We start from the raw sequence: 15676 nt of genomic DNA on the forward strand, positions 1-15676 counted from the left end.
ATCAGGTATTCATCATTATTAAAAAATCAGTCATGAAGAAAAACATATATATTGCATTCATCGTCATCATAGGTACATTAGTGGCCTGCAAAAAAGGAGATCTGGATCGTTTTCCACAAACACAAATTGCCCCTAATCTCTTCTTTAACTCAGAAGAGGATCTGGCTTTGTATGTCAACGGTTTGATCTCACAGCCAGACCGGAACAGTTACCTGAACGACCAGAGTAGCGATAACGTCGCAACCACTGCTGCGGTCGAAGTAAAAAACATTATGGGGGACAAAGCAAATGCACAAAACATTACCGATGGATGGAACTGGGGCAGGTTGCGAAACATCAATTATTTTCTGGAAAACTACAATAAAGCTAAAGTCAGTAATGAGATCAAAAACCATTACGTCGGTTTAGCAAGATATTACCGTGCCGAATTTTATCTGGAGAAGATCAAACGCTTTTCGGATGTTCCATGGTATTCAAAAACCTTAAATCCGGACGATGCTGAATTATTCAAAGGACGCGATCCACGCGCGCTGGTTATCGATAGCATTATGGCCGATCTTGATTTCGCCTATAAAAACACACGGGAGAAAGTTCCTAGCGGAACGCCAGGCAAGTGGTCAGTGGCCACCTTTTATGCCAGAGCGGCATTGTATGAAGGTACCTACCGTAAATACCATGCTGAACTTAACCTGACCAGTTCTGCCAATGCTTTTCTTGAAACTGCGGCAAAAGTTGCCGGAGAGGTCATGGCTTCCAACAAATTTTCAATCTACAATACCGGTAAGCCACAGGAAGATTATGCGGCCTTATTTGGAAGTCAGGACCTGACCTCGAATCCGGAAGTGATCCTGGCTAATGTTTTTGACATGAGTAAGAGCAGAAGTCAGAATGTAAATTCTGTTGTTTTTGGAGACTATGAACAGGCTCCTGCCAAAGATCTGATACAATCTTATCTGATGAAAGATGGTAGCCGGTTCACAGATCTGCCGGATTATCATAAAATAGGCTTTGTAAAAGAATTTGAAAACCGGGATGCACGTCTTTCACAGACGATGGTATACCCCGGCTGGATAAGGGTTCCGGATACGAAACCTTACATTCAAAGCTTAAATAAAAACTTCACGGGTTACCATCAACTGAAAGGTTATGTCAACAGTACTGAAGCGAGCATCCTGAATGGCGTAGACTTCCCGGTTTACCGCTATGCAGAAGTCCTGCTTACCTATGCAGAAGCACTTGCTGAACTTGGAACGTTAAATCAATCCCAATTGGACCAGTCGGTAAATCTGCTTAGAAAAAGAGCCGGGCAACCCAATCTGAATATGGGTATTGCAAATGCAAACCCAGACCCGCTGATGAAACAACAGTTTGGGAATGTGAGCTCAAACATAGGCGTTATTCTGGAGATCAGAAGAGAACGCAGAATAGAATTTGCTTTTGAAAACAGCAGATATGATGACCTGATGAGATGGAAAGCAGGTAAACTGCTGACCAAAAGTCCGGAGGGCATGTATTTCCAGGGTTTAGGTAAATACGACCTGACAGGAGATGGAGTGGCAGACATCATTTTAATCGATCGGTCAATGACCATTCCCGCGGAAGAGCAAAAGGAAATCAATTCTCTGGGTGTAAAACTCATCTATTACCGTACAGGCACCATTGGTTCGGATGCTACGGTCTATCTCAAAAATGGAACTAACGGCGGTCTTATTGTCACCGAATCCGTTACCCGTAATTTTGAAGAACCAAAATATTATTACCGACCAATCCCACAACAACAGGTGCTCTTAAACGAGAATCTGAAACAAATATTTGGCTGGTAAATACCTGTTTTTTAACTGCCTCATCATAAAGTATGAGGCAGTTAGAAACAAGGGCTTCTGTTCTGATTTTTTTTTGTTTCTTTGTACTCGCATTTTTCAACAAATAACATGGCTTGGTTTAAGAGAGAAAAAAAAGGTATCAGTACACTGACAGAAGAAAAAAAAGAAGCGCCGGACGGTTTATGGAACAAGTGTCCTAATTGTAAGAAAGCACTCCACAGTGCCGATCTGGTTGAAAATAAATACGTTTGCCAATATTGTGATTTTCATTTAAGGGTAGGATCAAAAGAATATTTTCAGGTATTGTTTGACAATGATGAGTTCAAAGAGCTTTTTCCAAACCTGACTTCAGGTGACCCTTTGAATTTTACAGATAGCAAACCCTATGTTGAACGATTGGCAGAAAGTCAGGCTAAAACCGGCTTAAAAGACGCCATCAGAGCTGCACATGGTAAAATCGAAGGTCAGGACCTGGTTATTGCCTGTATGGACTTCAATTTTATCGGAGGTTCTATGGGTTCAGTAGTGGGAGAAAAAATCGCCCGTTCTATTGATTATTCTATCAAACATAAAATTCCATTCCTGATGATCTCCAAATCCGGAGGGGCCAGAATGATGGAAGCCGCATTCTCTTTAATGCAGATGGCTAAAACTTCGGCTAAATTAGCCCTGCTAAGCCAGGCTAAAATTCCATACATCTCTTTACTTACAGATCCGACAACAGGTGGCGTAACGGCTTCCTATGCGATGCTGGGTGATATTAATATTGCTGAACCTGGCGCGTTAATCGGTTTTGCAGGCCCAAGGGTAATTAAAGAGACCATTAAAAAAGATTTACCTAAAGGATTTCAAACTGCAGAATTTGTGCAGGAACATGGTTTCCTTGATTTTATTGTGGACCGCAGGGCAATGAAAGCTAAACTTGCAGCTTTCCTTCGAATGCTCAACAACTGATAAAATTTTACACATAAAAAAGCGGGAGCAAAACTCCCGCTTTTTTTATAGATCTCTTTCCCGCTATTTATGATCCGGATCTGTGGAAAAGGAATAAGGAAAGTCTGTTTCTTTCGTTCCTCTTTGTTTATTCGGGGTTGCGGACATGTTAAAATCCAATGTTCCTCCCTTAGTCAGCTCTTTATGGCTCAACCAGTTTTTAGGATAAGCAACACCATTGTATTTAAGCCCCTGAACATACCTGTTATCTGCACTGTTATTGGCTGCATTGATGGTAACCGTTTTTCCATTTTCCAGGTTCAGGGTTACCTTCTTAAATAAAGGAGCTCCCAATACGTACTGATCTGTTGCCGGGGTTACCGGATAGAAGCCCATTGCCGAAAATACATACCAGGCTGAAGTCTGTCCGTTATCTTCATCACCACAGTAACCGTCGGGTGTAGCTTTATACATGCGGTCCATTGTTTCTCTTACCCAATATTGGGTTTTCCATGGCGCACCTGCATAATTATACAGATAAATCATGTGCTGAATCGGTTGGTTACCATGTGCGTATTGTCCCATATTGGCAATCTGCATTTCACGGATCTCATGGATCACACTTCCATAATAGCTTTCATCATAAGTGGGAGGCAGACTAAAAACTGAATCCAGTTTGCTGACAAACTTTTCTTTTCCACCCATTAATTTTGCCAGACCGTCAATATCCTGAAAAACGGACCAGGAATAATGCCAGCTGTTTCCTTCTGTAAATGCATCTCCCCATTTGAAAGGATTAAACGGAGACTGGAACGAACCATCTTTGTTTTTCCCCCGCATTAATCCGCTGGAAGGATCAAACAGGTTTTTATAATTCATACTGCGCTTCGCATACAGGTCGGTTTCTGCTTTAGGCTTCTTCAATGCTTTACCCAATTGGTAAATGGTAAAATCATCATAAGCATATTCCAGCGTACGTGCCGCGTTTTCATTAATTTTCACATCGTAGGGTACATAACCCAATTCATTATAATATTTCACTCCAGCTCTTCCTACAGCTTCCAAAGGCCCTTCATTATTTGCGCCATGAACCAGGGCATCGTATAGTGTATTGATATCATAACCCCGAAGTCCTTTAATATAGGCATCAGCGACTACAGAAGCAGAATTATTCCCCACCATCACATTTGCATATCCAGGGCTGGACCATTCCGGCAACCATCCGCCTTCTTTATAATCATTGATCAATCCTTCATGCATCTCTTTATTGATCGATGGATAAACCAGGTTAAGGAAAGGATACAATGCTCTGAAAGTATCCCAGAATCCGGTTCCGGCAAACATATAGCCCGGCAGGATTTTACCATTATATGGGCTCCAGTGTACAATTTTATTACTTGCATCCAATTCGTACAACTTATTAGGGAAGAATAAAGTCCGGTAAAAACTGGAATAGAAAGTCCTGGTCTGATCTATGGTTCCACCTTCTACGGCTACTCTGCTCAATGTTTTATTCCAGATGTCTTTTGCTTTTTGTTTGGTTGCCTCGAAAGTATCATTGGCAAGCTCTCTACGGAGATTCAGTTCTGCCTGCTCAAAGCTGATGAAAGAAGAAGCCACTTTCATGGTCACCTTTTCTCCTTTTGTCGTCTTAAAACCAATAATGGCACCCGAATGATCCGCTTTCACTTCCAACTCTTCTTTTAACAGCTCTTTTCCTTTCCAGGCATTTGCAGAAGAAAAGTCTTTATCAAAATAAGCTACAAAATAGTTCTTAAAGTTCTCTGGGGTCAGCTTATGACTATGTCTGGTTGTATATCCAATGATCTTTCTTTCTTTTGGAAAAATCTTAATGTAAGATCCTTTGTCGAAGGCATCCAACACCACAAAAGAACTGTCGGATTTTGGAAAAGTAAACCTGAACTGAGCTGCCCGCTCTGTCGGAGTGATTTCTGTCGTCACATCGGCATCGGCCAGATAAACGCTATAATAATAAGGTTTTGCAACTTCCGCCTTATGAGAATACCAGCTCGCACGCTCGTCCTGCTCAAATTTCTTTTTACCGGTTACCGGCATGACCGAGAACTGTCCGTAATCATTCATCCATGGTGAGGGCTGATGGGTTTGTTTAAAACCCCGGATTTTATCTGCGTCATAGGTATAAGCCCAGCCATCTCCCATTTTACCCGTCTGCGGAGTCCAGAAGTTCATTCCCCAGGGTAAGGCAATGGTTGGATAAGTATTGCCATTAGACATGGAAGGTTTACTGGCGGTTCCCATTAATGGATTAATCCATTCTACCGGATCGCTCAGTTTGCCAACAGTTTGCGCAAACGCTGAAGAGCAGCCTGCAATTAATAATGCGGTGAGGTATCGTTTCATCATCTTGGTCTTGGATAAATAAAATTATAATATTTGGTTCAAAATCTCGCTTCTTATAGTCTCCATCAGTCTGCCTGAAAAATCCATATGCCTTCATTGGAATTCTGCATTGATACCTTCAGAGCTGCTTTTTTATTTAAAAACGTTTTAGCAAACCCTAAATTAATAGATTTTTGCCAGATAACTAAATAAAAAGCATAACATTTTAGTTAAAGAGTCCTGAAAATAGTAAAACGTTTTATTTACCAGCCCTAAAGGAGCTATAATATGGGTGGAAACCATTAATGAAGCGATGCCAGGTAAACCTTTTCCTTAATCTTTTCCGCCAGGGGTTCAGCTTCCTGATCAGACAGCATCCTGTTACTCATCAATAGAAAAGGAAAAGATTGGTTGGGATCAGCATAGGAAGGCTGATGGTAAGGGAGTGATAAGGTATGGTAACCCAATCGTTCATAAAAAGCGATCCTTCTGACCGCAAAAGAATCTTCCGGGTGTTCGACTTCGAGAATAATCGTCCCCTGCAACAGTTCCTGATAATGTTTTAGCACAAGCGCACCATAATTCTGCCCCCGAAGTGCCGCATCAATTGCAAAATGTTCTATGAAATGACAGCCTTCTATTTCCCACCAGGTTATCAAACCAATATTTTCATTGGCAGTAAACACCAGATCCAGATGCATTTCTTTGGTAGCAGGAATCAGCTTTAGAAGAGTAGCCCAGTCCCTCCGCTCATGCGGAGGGAAGGCATCCTCATATAATTTTTTTAGGAAAGTCAGCGCCGGATCATTTACAGACGTGATGCGTCGAAACTGCATAGAAAGATTATTTTATGCAGTAACGTTCTGACTTACAATATGTTTTACTTTATCGATCACGATATCCAGTTCTTCCTTCGTATTGTACTTACTGAAAGAGAACCTCACCGAAGGCCGGTTTGGATCAGCATTAATGCCACTCAGTACATGTGAACCGATGTTGGAACCGGAAGAACATGCACTACCACCAGAAGCAGAGATGCCATTGATATCCAGGTTAAACAACAACATATCAGACATATCCATGGCCGGGAAAGAAACATTCAATACGGTATATAAACTTTTATCCGCATCCGTTTCTCCGTTAAAATTAACATCTGCAATTTCTGCACTCAATCTATTCTTAAGGTAATCTTTCAGTTCCTGAATATGGTTCTGGTGGCTTTCCATTTCTGAATAAGCGATCTCCAGTGCTTTTGCCAGACCAATTATCCCATATACATTTTCTGTTCCTCCACGCATATTACGTTCCTGGGCACCCCCATGAATGAATGGCCCGATCTTGATGTTATGGTTCACAAAAAGAAAACCTACTCCTTTTGGCCCATGTAATTTATGCGCTGCACAAACAATGAAATGTGCTTTTAGCTTTCTTACATCATGCACATAATGTCCCATAGTCTGGACCGTATCACAATGATAAATCGCATCATATTGCTCACAGATCTCTCCAACCCGAACAATGTCTGTCAGCGTTCCCAGTTCATTGTTGGCATGCATCAGGGAAACAAAACTACGGCCATTCTCCTTCAGCAATTTCTCCAGATGATCGTAATCAACATTTCCTTTTTCATCGATATTCACAAAGCTCAGCTTTTCAATCACTCCCTGCTTCAACAGCATGTTTAAAGTATGCTCTACCGCATGGTGTTCAATTTTTGAAGTGATGGCATGCTTAATATTATAGGCCGCAATCCCACAACGAATTGCAGTATTGTCCGCTTCTGTACCTCCAGAGGTAAAAAAGATCTCTGCAGGAGTCGCATTTAAAAGACCGGCAACTGTTTTTCTTGCTTTTTCTACCAATGTGCGCACTTCCCTACCCTGAGCATGAATTGCAGATGGATTACCGTAATAGTTAGTCATTACGTTCACCATCTCTGCGATTACCTCTTTATCAAGAGGTGTCGTTGCCGCATTATCCAAATAGATCCTGTTCATCTGCATTAGTTCAATTTTAAAATTTCTTTAATATCTGATATAATTTTTGAAGCCAGGTTTTCTGCAACGGTCTCGCTTCCAGCCTCACTGTAAATACGAATGATTGGTTCTGTATTTGATCTTCTTAAATGAACCCATTCTTTATCAAATTCTATTTTCAACCCATCAATTGTACTGTTCGGTTGATTTTTATATTTCTCCTGAACTTTCAGCAATAAAGCATCAATATCCATTTCAGGAGTTAAAGTGATCTTATTCTTAGAAATATAATAAGCAGGATAGCTGCTTCTCAAAAGAGAAATAGACTTACCAAATTTAGCCAGATGGGTCAAAAATAATCCTATTCCAACCAGCGCATCACGACCGTAATGTGATTCCGGATAAATGATCCCGCCATTACCTTCTCCACCGATGATTGCATTGCTCGCTTTCATCTGATTCACAACATTCACCTCGCCAACGGCCGAAGCATGGTATTCCGCTCCCGCTCTTTCCGTCACATCTCTCAATGCTCTGGTAGAAGACAAATTGGACACGGTATTTCCAGGAGTATGCTTTAATACATAATCTGCTACTGCAACCAGGGTATACTCCTCACCAAACATCCCACCGTCTTCGCATACGAAACATAAACGGTCTACATCCGGATCCACTACAATCCCTAAATCTGCATTTTTCTCTCTTACAACTTTCGCAATTTCAGTCAGGTTTTCCGGCAAAGGTTCCGGATTATGAGGGAAATGACCATCAGGAGTACAATACAATTCATATACGGTTTCTACGCCCAGGGCTTTTAATAAAGCCGGTACAAAGATTCCACCTGTAGAGTTCACACAATCAATCGCAATCTTAAAATTGGCTGCCCTGATGGCCTCCACATCTACCAATGGTAGCGCAAGGACTGCATCTATATGTTTTTGCAGATAAGTATCATTATTGGTTACTTTTCCCAGATCGTCTACCTCAGCAAAACTGAATTCGGCTTTCTCAGCGATCTCCAAAAGTTCTTTTCCATCAGCATCACTGATGAATTCCCCTTTTTCATTCAATAATTTTAAAGCATTCCACTGTTTTGGGTTATGACTGGCAGTTAAGATGATTCCGCCTCCTGCTTTTTCAAGCGGAACAGCAATTTCAACTGTCGGTGTAGTCGATAAGCCAAGGTCAACGACTTCAATTCCCAGGCCCTGAAGTGTGCCAATCACGAGGTGGTTCACCATTTCTCCGGAGATCCTGGCGTCACGACCGACAACAATTTTTTTAATGTTCGTTTTATTGATAATCCAGGAGCCGTAAGCTGCCGTAAATTTAACGATATCAATAGGAGTCAAACCATTACCGGCAATTCCACCGATGGTTCCTCTTATTCCAGAGATAGATTTTATTAGTGTCAAGTTATTCGGTTTTTTTTCCAAAAATAGCAAAAAAACAACATAATGATTGATTTTTAAGGCACCGAATCGTAAAATTAACATCATTAAAATTGCTGATGAAGCTCAAATAATCCTCTTTGTTGCATTTGAAAATACTATATTTGTCTTTTTCCTAAACATCAAAAATTCTGGCTCTATGCAGCGTAAATGGTTTCAATATTGGTTCAACTCCCCCTATTACCATATTTTATATAGTCAACGTAATGACGCTGAGGCAGAATTCTTAATTGACAACCTTTCGGCTTATTTAAAGCCTGCCGCAAACTCCAGAATTCTGGACATTGCCTGCGGCAGAGGACGTCACTCCATTTACCTGAATAAAAAAGGCTATGATGTAACCGGAATTGATCTTTCTGAGCAAAGCATCAAATATGCTCAGCAGTTTGAACAGAAACACCTTCATTTTTTTGTTCATGACATGCGTAAACTGGCCTTTATCAATTACTTTGATATCGCCATGAACCTGTTTACCAGTTTCGGCTATTTTGAAACGGAAAAAGACCATGTAAATGCACTAAAATCTTTTAGAAAAGGAATTAAAGCGGATGGTACCCTGGTGATCGATTATTTCAACACGCAGAAGATCGTCAAAAACCTAACCCAGCAGGAAACAAAAACTGTGGAAGGCATAGAATTTCATCTCCATAAATTTGTAGCAGAAGGGAAAATCATCAAACACATCAATTTTGAACACCGCAACAAAACCTTTGCTTTTGAAGAACGGGTTCAGGCCTTCCAGCTGGAAGATTTTGAAAGAATGTTCGAAAAGAGCGGCTTACAGATTACCGAGACTTTCGGGAGCTATGGCCTGGAGCCCTATGACGAAATTAAATCTGACCGTCTGATTTTAATCTGCAAAAAAATATGATGGAAAGCCTGCAGCAGTTTGATGTTGAATTGTTCCTGAAGGTACACAGAGGTCTTGCAAATCCGTTTTTTGACTGGTTATTGCCGCTCATGAGAAACCGTTACTTCTGGGCTCCACTGTACTTGTTTATCATCATCTTTTGTCTCAAAGAGTACAAGAAAAAAGGCTGGTATATTATAGGGATGCTACTTTTCACTGTTGCAATGGGTGACTTATTATCCTCAAGGGTCATTAAACCATTGGCTGCCCGCATCAGGCCATGTAACGACCTCAGTCTGGCTGATGAGCTGATCCATCGCGTACCCTGCGGAAGCGGATATAGCTTTCCTTCTGCTCATGCGACCAATCATTTTGCCATCGCCGTGTTTCTCATTTTTATCTTCTACGACAAATGGAAACCTATTCTGCCCATTGCATTAATATGGGCCTTTATCATTTCCTTTTCACAAATCTATGTTGGGGTACATTACCCGATTGACACCATGGCGGGCGCCCTACTCGGCAGTTCAATTGGTCTCACAACATCGCTTATCTACAAAAAAATACAACCACAAGTATAATGGAAGTCTGGAAGCTGTTTATTTTATTCTTTAGTGCTTTTTTAGGGGGCACAGCTATCTTTCTGGTGAAGAGCGACAAATCCCAGCTACTAAAGTTAATCCTCTCCTTTAGTGGGGCCTATTTATTTGCCATTACGGTATTGCACCTGATTCCTGATGCTTACAGCGGACCTGATCATGCAGAAATCGGAATTTTTATCCTGATTGGTTTCCTATTGCAGATCCTTCTGGAACAGTTTTCTGAAGGAGTAGAACATGGGCATATCCATAAACACGGAGATTCCAAAGCCTTTCCCTACGGCATCATGATCAGCTTGTGTTTACATGCTTTTCTGGAAGGGATGCCTTTGGCAAAAGATCAGCATAATGCTTTGATTTTCGGCATCTCCCTGCACCACATTCCCGCGGCCTTTGCACTGGCCAGCATCCTGATGCAAAGCAAGTTCAATAGAAATAGTGTGTTGTTTTACATCAGCATCTTTGCGATTATGGCGCCTCTCGGTTTTTACGTAAGCTTTGGGCTGAGCAATGGTACCATTGGTGGTGTAGAGAATTACTTCAACAAGATTATGGGAATTGTAATCGGGATATTCCTGCACATCTCTACAACCATCCTGTTTGAATCCAGTGTCGACCATAAGGTCAGTAAGCGGAAAATGATTGCGGTCCTATGCGGCGTAGCAATCGCCCTGATCGGTTATTTCTCTGCAGGCGGACATAGCCATTAAGCACGTTATCCCCGCATTTTATCTAACAAATGGTTCAAAAGTGTGGCTTCTTCTTCCGTCAGGTTTTGAGAAACCGGTGCGGAAAGGTCAAGCTCTTTATCCATCTTTTTTAACAGGGAAAGTCCCTTATCGCTGATCAGAATATCTACGGCCCGTTTATCGTTTGGATTTACCTTTTTGACTACCAGTTCTTTTTGAACCAGACGTTCTGTAATTCTGGAAGCATCACACATCTTATCCAGCATCCGCTCTTTTAACAGGTTGATCGTAGAAGGTGCAGGATACTGCCCTCTCAGGATCCTCAGGATATTGAATTGCTGCGGCGTAATTTCATAAGGCTGAATCAGCTGCCTGAAATGTTCATTACACCAACTGTAGGTAAACACGACATTTACAATAGCCTGCTGGTAAATATTCTCAAATTTTGATGTTTCTATTTCTTTCTGCAACTGCATCTCCTGGCTTTTTATTAATTATTACGCTCGTCTTTGGGTCTGGTCTTCTTTTTGCCATATCCCCAGGGGCAATGTCTGCATTTATTTTTACAACAATATCCTCTTTTCAAATGATATGCGGCTGTGAAAACCATCAACCCATCCTCATTAAGATAATAGTCTACCCCTTCTTCCATTTTAAGTCAGCAATTTAACTACCAAACTTTTTTCATAATGATTTTTTAATTGCAATCCATCCCCATGATTTGTCCATACCTGAACAGGTTTAACCTGTCCGATGGTATAAATGATGTCTTCCCAATCGGCATGATCGGATACATACAACTGGATTTCATGGTTATTCTGAAGGTGTTTCCAACCGGTAGCAAACACCCTGATGACGTTAATTGCCTTAAAATAGCTTCTGAATACCATCGGAGGAACCAGGTACACCATATTTGCAGGATTATTCTTCATTACCTTTCTGTCGTACATCTCGTACTTGCCCATATCGATCCCCTTTTGTTCGTAAATTTTCACAAAAGGCATCATACTATGGTGTACCAATATCCTCTTTTCCGGACAATATTTATTCATCAGGCTGATCAGCCGCTGACATTTGCCCAGGGCGTATGTACCCAGCATAATGTTACTCTGAGTCGCATTCAGCTTCAGGATCTCTTCTTCCGCTGCGGGATGTCGGGTATCCGGATCAGCAAAGGTGGTCTCTGTAATCAGCACATCTGCCTGTACATACTCAATAGGCTCACAGGTATCATCAGGCTGAAGTTTATAATCTCCCGTATACAGGTATTTAACCCCTTCATACTCCATCAGGACCATTGCAGAGCCTAGAATATGCCCCGCCGGAACAAAACTGATTTTAACTTCATTTAAAATAAAAGGCTCCTCATAAGCTTTCAGATGGAACGCTCCGCCTGCGAATTTTTTATACCGGTGTTTCATAAAGAGTGCAGTTGCCTCTGTACAATACACATTCAGATTACCCCCGATGGCGTGATCTCCATGAGCATGGGAAATCACCGCATCTTTTACTATTTCCTTAGGATCAAGATAAAAATCGCCATATCTACAAAACAAACCTGTTTTTGTAGCCACTATAAAATCATCTAATATCATTTAAGGAAGTATATTTAAAAACTGATGGTGGAGTTCCATCACTTGCACAATTAAAGAATCTGTTTCATTATTGCGGACTACCATGTCCGCCATTTTAGTCTTTTCCTCATCGGAGAGCTGTTTATCCATCCGTGCCCGGACTTGTTCCTCTGTTACTCCGTCGCGCTGCATGACACGCTGTAACCTGACTTCCAGAGGAGCAACCACCAGCACATTTTGGTCACACATCTGATAAGAACCGCTTTCAAAAAGCAAAGCTGCTTCCTTAAGTACATAAGGCACATTTTCAGGTATGTCTTTCAACCAATGGTCAAAAGCCCGGAAGACGGCTGGATGTACCAACTCATTTAACCTGGCCAGTTCCTCGGCCTGATTAAAGACAATGGCAGCAATGTGTTTATTGTTCAGGGTCCCATCTGCTGCATAACTCTCTGCACCGAAAGCCTCTTTAACTCCTTTTACGAGAATCGGATCGGTCACCATAATCTGTTTGGCTACTGTATCCGCATAAAATACCGGAATGCCCAGGGTTTCAAAAACCTTACACACAGTGGTCTTTCCACTTCCTATACCTCCTGTTATTCCTATTTTCAACATTATTTTTCTATGATAAAATCTATCTTGTCCGGCTGCACCTTAACCAGTCTGCAATAATCCGGAAAGCGCGTCAGCTTCACCGTCAGCTCATTGTGTTCAAAAACTTTCCACTCATTCATGTCTACTACCGCCTCTATAAACTCTTCATTAATCTGCGCATATTTAGAGAGGGCAACAAGCAGCGTTATTTTCACCTTTTTAGGGTAAAGTTTAACGTCATAATACTCCTTGTTATTGATCACTTTAAGAGGAACTTCTACAATTTTTTCCGTAAACTCATCTACCGGCAGTTTGATCTCCACGCTTGTTGGAAAGATATTTACGTTCTTCATTTTGTTCTGAATCATCGCCACTCTCGCCACGGTTGTGGCCTGAATCTGTTCTATTTTGAGGGTATCCGTATTCCATTCGCTGATGTTCCTGATGTCCTGTTCCGGTCCGGAAATGGTGACATAACTGGGGTTGATCTGAACCTCGTTGGAGAGCCCGTACTGCGGCATATACCTCAGGTCAGAAATCAGGTTCACAGGAACCCGTTTCACCCTTCTTTCGGAAAAATCAAAATAAAGGGTATCAGGTTTAACAGAAATGATCTTTTGAGAAGTCTCCAGTTGCCGGTTTACATTAAACAGCTGCTCAGAGAAGAGTACAAAGTTCCGGTTATTCAGCTTCTCCAGGCTGATGGAAATAGATTGTGGTTTAATGCGCAAACGGGCAAATAACAATTGCCAGCCAGTTCCCTCTACCTGCAGGTCTACGGTATCCGACTGTAAAGGATGGAACGCTTTCTTCTGCGGGAAATTTTTATAATCCAGGACCGTTTTTGCGGTATACACGTATTTATTGTTCAAAGCCATGAACAGCCATGCACCAACTGCCATGAACAGGCAGGTGACCAGCACAAGAAAACGCTTTCGCTCTACTTTTGTGAGTTTAATGATTGGCATGGCGGTAAAGTAAACAAATATACTGAAATGCAAAAGCCGCACCAAACAAGGATGCGGCTTTTGCCAGTATCGATGAAAAGTCTAAGCTTTTGCAGCGTCAGTTTTTGCAACATCTGCTTTAGGAGCTGCAGCTTTCGTTGCATCTAAAGAGATCGCAGTTTTATCAAAACGGATTTTAGTACCCCCCTCTACTTCAATTAAGAAAGTAGTATCGTTCATGTCAACGATTCTTCCGTGAATTCCGGCAGTAGTTACGATTTTATCACCTTTTTTCAAGTCTTCAACCAGTTTTTTGTGGTCTTTTGCTTTTTTAACCTGTGGTCTGATCATAAAGAAATAAAATACGACCATGATTAAAACCATCGGTACCAGGGTACCTAGCATACCGCTGCCACCTGCTTGTAAGATTACTGTTGATATCATATTATTGTTTATAAAGTTCTGTTATTATTTATTTTGCTTCCTGAATCTCTCCGGTCAGGTGTAGTTCTGCAACAGATGGATTGGCATTAGAAGTCACTGTAATTACTTTATCCTGCATACCAAATTTACCCATGCTATCGAATACCACTTTGATCTCTCCTTCAGCACCTGGCTGAATCGGTTCTTTCGGTACTTCCGGAATGGTACAGCCACAAGTAGCCGTAGCATTGCTGATGATCAGCGGGCTTTTACCGGTATTTTTAAATTTATAACTGTAGTGAACCTTTTCTCCGGTAGTTATTTTACCAAAATTGTAAATTCCGTTATCAAAGGTCATCACTGCTGCATCTGCTGCCGCAACAGGAGTTCCGGTACCTTCAGCTGTTGTACTTGTTGCCGCTGTGCTTTCTGCAGGTGTTTTTGCTGTGTTTTGCTGGCATGATGCAAATGTCATCGCTGCAATTGCCAATAACAAGATTTGTTTCATATTCTCTATTCTTCTATAAGTCCGCGACCGATTTTATGGATACTGTCTGTCCTTTTCAGGTCACCTAAAATTTTATCTAAGATACCGTTAATAAATGAATTACTTTTCGGAGTACTGTAATCTTTTGAAAGATCCAGATATTCATTAATGGTTACTTTAACCGGTATCGAAGGGAAGTTTAGCAGTTCACAAATCGCCATCTTCATTAAAATGGTATCCATTAATGCAATCCTTTCAGATTCCCAGTTTTTGGTACGCTCGGCAATCAGGTCCTGATATTCTTTGTTGTTTTTCAAGGTATAAACAAAAAGATCTTCGACAAATTTCTTGTCTTCTTCCCAATCCTGACTGATCGGAGTCAGTTTATTTTTACGGGGATCCTCAGATGTAAAATTCTTCAAGGTCTTCGCCACCATACCCTGCATCACTTCTTTATCAACCGACCAGTTGATAAATTTATCCTCAAAAGCCTGAATAATGTTGTGACTTTTCAAAATAATCTTTCTGAAGATGTATTTAATAATGGTTTTGGATTCTTCTAAGCTATTGTCCTCATCGCTAAGGTAAGCCAGGTATTCAGGAGTAGTCTTTAAGGTATTGAAGATACCTTTTACAAATTCCGGATCAGATAACCAGTTGATCTGGTATTTGTTCACCATGTCAATAAAGGCTGGGTTCTCTTTCAGAGTTACCGCAAACTTATTGTGGAGCAGTTTCATGTTCGGATTGAGATCCTCTGCTGTAGGCAAATGCTTATTTGCCCTTTCAGTAGCATCAATGCTGGTGTATTCTGTAACCTCAACAAGGAGCGAAAGCATCCAGATGTACATTTCGTACACACTGTCAATACTCTGCATTAGTGCTTTCTTGGAAGAAGCTAAATCTCTCTTGTCTGTCATTTGCCATGCAAAAATGTTTTGCAAAGCTTTAATTCTTAAGTGCCTT

Annotated in this window: 17 protein-coding genes; 5 read left to right on the forward strand and 12 right to left on the reverse strand. The window is 41.2% G+C overall.

Going from position 1 to position 15676, the window contains the following annotated elements; all coding sequences use genetic code 11:
* Positions 1-32: 32 nt before the first annotated feature.
* On the forward strand, positions 33-1823 hold the full coding sequence (locus BFS30_RS02430; protein ID WP_069377820.1) for a RagB/SusD family nutrient uptake outer membrane protein: 1791 nt from the start codon (positions 33-35) through the stop codon (positions 1821-1823).
* 108 nt (positions 1824-1931) lie between these two features.
* Positions 1932-2777, forward strand: a complete 846-nt coding sequence (accD, locus tag BFS30_RS02435; RefSeq protein ID WP_069377821.1) for an acetyl-CoA carboxylase, carboxyltransferase subunit beta — start codon at positions 1932-1934, stop codon at positions 2775-2777.
* Positions 2778-2840: 63 nt separating this feature from the next.
* Here the strand turns inward: accD and BFS30_RS02440 are convergent, their stop codons facing one another.
* The 4 genes from BFS30_RS02440 to glmM form a co-directional block, all read right to left on the reverse strand.
* Positions 2841-5138 (reverse strand): GH92 family glycosyl hydrolase, encoded by a 2298-nt coding sequence (locus BFS30_RS02440; protein ID WP_069382247.1) that lies wholly within the window; start codon positions 5136-5138, stop codon positions 2841-2843.
* 281 nt (positions 5139-5419) lie between these two features.
* Positions 5420-5953, reverse strand: coding sequence for a GNAT family N-acetyltransferase (locus tag BFS30_RS02445; RefSeq protein ID WP_069377822.1), 534 nt, complete (start codon positions 5951-5953; stop codon positions 5420-5422).
* A 12-nt stretch (positions 5954-5965) separates the two neighbouring features.
* Positions 5966-7114 (reverse strand): cysteine desulfurase family protein, encoded by a 1149-nt coding sequence (locus tag BFS30_RS02450; RefSeq protein ID WP_069382248.1) that lies wholly within the window; start codon positions 7112-7114, stop codon positions 5966-5968.
* Positions 7115-7119: 5 nt separating this feature from the next.
* Entirely contained in the window at positions 7120-8508 is a 1389-nt protein-coding gene (gene glmM, locus BFS30_RS02455; protein WP_069382249.1) for a phosphoglucosamine mutase, read from the reverse strand.
* A gap of 175 nt (positions 8509-8683) precedes the next feature.
* Between glmM and BFS30_RS02460 the strand changes: the two genes are divergently transcribed.
* From BFS30_RS02460 to BFS30_RS02470, 3 genes are read left to right on the forward strand one after another with little or no spacing between them, the layout of a single operon-like run.
* Positions 8684-9415, forward strand: a complete 732-nt coding sequence (locus BFS30_RS02460) for a class I SAM-dependent methyltransferase (RefSeq protein ID WP_069382250.1) — start codon at positions 8684-8686, stop codon at positions 9413-9415.
* Positions 9412-9975 carry a phosphatase PAP2 family protein gene (locus BFS30_RS02465; RefSeq protein WP_069377823.1) on the forward strand — a complete coding sequence of 188 codons (564 nt, stop codon included), beginning with the start codon at positions 9412-9414 and terminating at the stop codon, positions 9973-9975. The genes BFS30_RS02460 and BFS30_RS02465 overlap by 4 nt, the downstream gene beginning before the upstream one ends.
* On the forward strand, positions 9975-10703 hold the full coding sequence (locus BFS30_RS02470; protein WP_069377824.1) for a ZIP family metal transporter: 729 nt from the start codon (positions 9975-9977) through the stop codon (positions 10701-10703). The genes BFS30_RS02465 and BFS30_RS02470 overlap by 1 nt, the downstream gene beginning before the upstream one ends.
* A 5-nt stretch (positions 10704-10708) precedes the next feature.
* Here the strand turns inward: BFS30_RS02470 and BFS30_RS02475 are convergent, their stop codons facing one another.
* The 8 genes from BFS30_RS02475 to nusB form a co-directional block, all read right to left on the reverse strand.
* Complete coding sequence (locus BFS30_RS02475) at positions 10709-11158, reverse strand: MarR family winged helix-turn-helix transcriptional regulator (protein WP_069377825.1); 450 nt, start codon at positions 11156-11158, stop codon at positions 10709-10711.
* A 14-nt stretch (positions 11159-11172) separates the two neighbouring features.
* Entirely contained in the window at positions 11173-11334 is a 162-nt protein-coding gene (locus BFS30_RS27910) for a DUF5522 domain-containing protein (RefSeq protein WP_167353116.1), read from the reverse strand.
* Position 11335: 1 nt separating this feature from the next.
* Positions 11336-12277, reverse strand: coding sequence for an exonuclease (locus BFS30_RS02480; RefSeq protein WP_069377826.1), 942 nt, complete (start codon positions 12275-12277; stop codon positions 11336-11338).
* Positions 12278-12874, reverse strand: a complete 597-nt coding sequence (coaE, locus tag BFS30_RS02485; protein ID WP_069377827.1) for a dephospho-CoA kinase — start codon at positions 12872-12874, stop codon at positions 12278-12280.
* The gene (locus tag BFS30_RS02490) at positions 12874-13821 is read right to left on the reverse strand and encodes a CdaR family protein (RefSeq protein WP_069377828.1); all 948 of its coding nucleotides are present in this window, start codon (positions 13819-13821) and stop codon (positions 12874-12876) included. The genes coaE and BFS30_RS02490 overlap by 1 nt, the downstream gene beginning before the upstream one ends.
* A gap of 81 nt (positions 13822-13902) precedes the next feature.
* Positions 13903-14244: a preprotein translocase subunit YajC gene (gene yajC / locus BFS30_RS02495; protein WP_069377829.1), complete on the reverse strand. Its 342-nt coding sequence runs from the start codon at positions 14242-14244 to the stop codon at positions 13903-13905.
* 28 nt (positions 14245-14272) lie between these two features.
* Positions 14273-14731: a DUF1573 domain-containing protein gene (locus BFS30_RS02500; RefSeq protein WP_069377830.1), complete on the reverse strand. Its 459-nt coding sequence runs from the start codon at positions 14729-14731 to the stop codon at positions 14273-14275.
* A gap of 5 nt (positions 14732-14736) precedes the next feature.
* The gene (gene nusB, locus BFS30_RS02505) at positions 14737-15630 is read right to left on the reverse strand and encodes a transcription antitermination factor NusB (RefSeq protein ID WP_237028700.1); all 894 of its coding nucleotides are present in this window, start codon (positions 15628-15630) and stop codon (positions 14737-14739) included.
* Between the last annotated feature and the right edge of the window lie 46 nt (positions 15631-15676).

The sequence above is a fragment of the Pedobacter steynii genome, assembly GCF_001721645.1.
In the GTDB taxonomy this organism is placed as follows: Bacteria; Bacteroidota; Bacteroidia; order Sphingobacteriales; family Sphingobacteriaceae; genus Pedobacter; species Pedobacter steynii_A.